Raw genomic sequence first — 1,730 nt, forward strand, 5'->3', positions numbered from 1 at the left:
CAATGCCGGTGAGTTAGTGCAACGCTGCTGGTCAGACGCCTGAGCGCATGGGTTTCGATGGTTTCTTCCATGGTGACGTTGGGTAGCCCGTTGCGGTCTGGTGAGGGTTTGGACGACGGGCGGACACAGCAACGGAGCCCCCGGTAGGACAGAAGATCGACCAAGATCCGACTGTCTGATGGAGGCCCCGTTGGGTGCCCAGTCTGCCACCGCGCCCATCCCGCCCGCCAGGGCCACCACGCTCAACTCCAGGCGCCCGACCGGCATCCCGATGGAGGAGCGGTTCGGGGAACAGGTCCGTCTTGGAGTGCTGACTCGTTGGATCACACCACAGCTCGTCGACGAGGTGTTGGAACGTACCGGCAGGATCGAGCTGCGCCGACGGCTGTTGCCCGCTCGGGCGGTGGTCTATTTCGTGCTGGCTCTGTGTCTGTTCGGCAGCGCGGAAAGCGCTGGTCAGCCTGGATACCGCGCGGTGTTACGCACCCTCACCGAGACGTTGAGGCATCTGCCCGGGCTCCGGCTCCAGCGGCTTCCCACGAGCTCGGCGCTGACCCGGGCCCGTCAAAGACTGGGCGAAAAGCCGTTGCGCGTGCTGTTCGAGCGGACCTGTGGTCCGCTGGCCGGCCCCGACACCGCGGGGGCCTACGCCTTCGGACTGCGCCTGGTCGCCTGGGACGGCACCAGCTTGGATGTGCCCGAGACCGAAGCCAACGCCACGGCCTTCGGATATACCAATCCGTCCACCAACACCTGCGGGAACCCCCAGGTCAGGCTGATGACGGTGACCGAGTGTGGAACTCACGGACTCATCGACGCGGCGTTCGAGGGCGTGGAGCACTCCAGCGAGTTCACCCTCGGCCGTGCCCTGCTGGCGAGTCTCGCGCCGGACATGTTGCTATTGGCCGATCGATACTTCGTCGGATACGAGCTGTGGGCCGACGTCCGGGCGACCGGGGCCCAACTGATCTGGCGGGTCAAGGCAGGACAGTTCTTCACTCCGCTGCGTGTGCTCCCGGACGGCTCCTATCTGTCGGTCATGCCGACCCCGGCCGAGACCCGCCGACTGGGTGCGGCCCGCGCGACAGGACACCCGACCACCGAAATGCCCCAGGGACATCTGGTCCGGATCGTTGACTACAGCGTGCGCGTGCGGAGCGCGGACGGTGCGATCAGCCGCGAGAGCTTTCGGCTGGTCACCAGCCTGCTGGATCACCGCCAAGCCCCGGCCCAACAGCTCGCCATGGTCTATCACCAGAGGTGGGAGATCGAAATCAGTTTCGCGGAATTGAAGAACCGCCTACGCGGTGCGGGCTTCACTCTGCGCTCGAAGTCACCCGACCTCGTCTGCCAGGAGGTCTACGCCCTTCTGGTCGTCTACCACGCCCTGTGCGCGCTGGAATGCGAGGTCGCCTCCGAGGCCGGGATCGACTCCGACCGGATCTCCTTCACCGTCACCGTCCAGCTCGTTCGTCTCGGCGTTCCCCGGCAAGCCGCCGCCACCACCAACCGACTGCGCTGGGCCCTGGAAACAGTCGCTGCCGACCTTCTCGATGATCTCCTGCCCAGTCGACGGGACCGGCGCTGCGACCGGGTGAAGAAGCCACCCAAGAACAAGTTCGCGATCAAGCGCCGAGACCGGCCCCGCACCCCCAGTAACGTCCACTACACGATCAACGTCACCAGACAGCGGCCCTCACCTGCGGAAACGGCTTAACTCACCGGCATTG

1 protein-coding gene is annotated in these 1,730 nt (G+C 65.7%); it reads left to right on the forward strand.

From position 1 onward, the window contains the following. Positions 1–190: 190 nt before the first annotated feature. Entirely contained in the window at positions 191–1,717 is a 1,527-nt protein-coding gene (locus QMK24_RS41190; RefSeq protein WP_283472039.1) for an IS4 family transposase, read from the forward strand. The last annotated feature ends 13 nt before the right edge of the window (positions 1,718–1,730 follow it).

The organism is Streptomyces sp. PH10-H1 (assembly GCF_030063355.1).
Classification (GTDB): domain Bacteria; phylum Actinomycetota; class Actinomycetes; order Streptomycetales; family Streptomycetaceae; genus Actinacidiphila.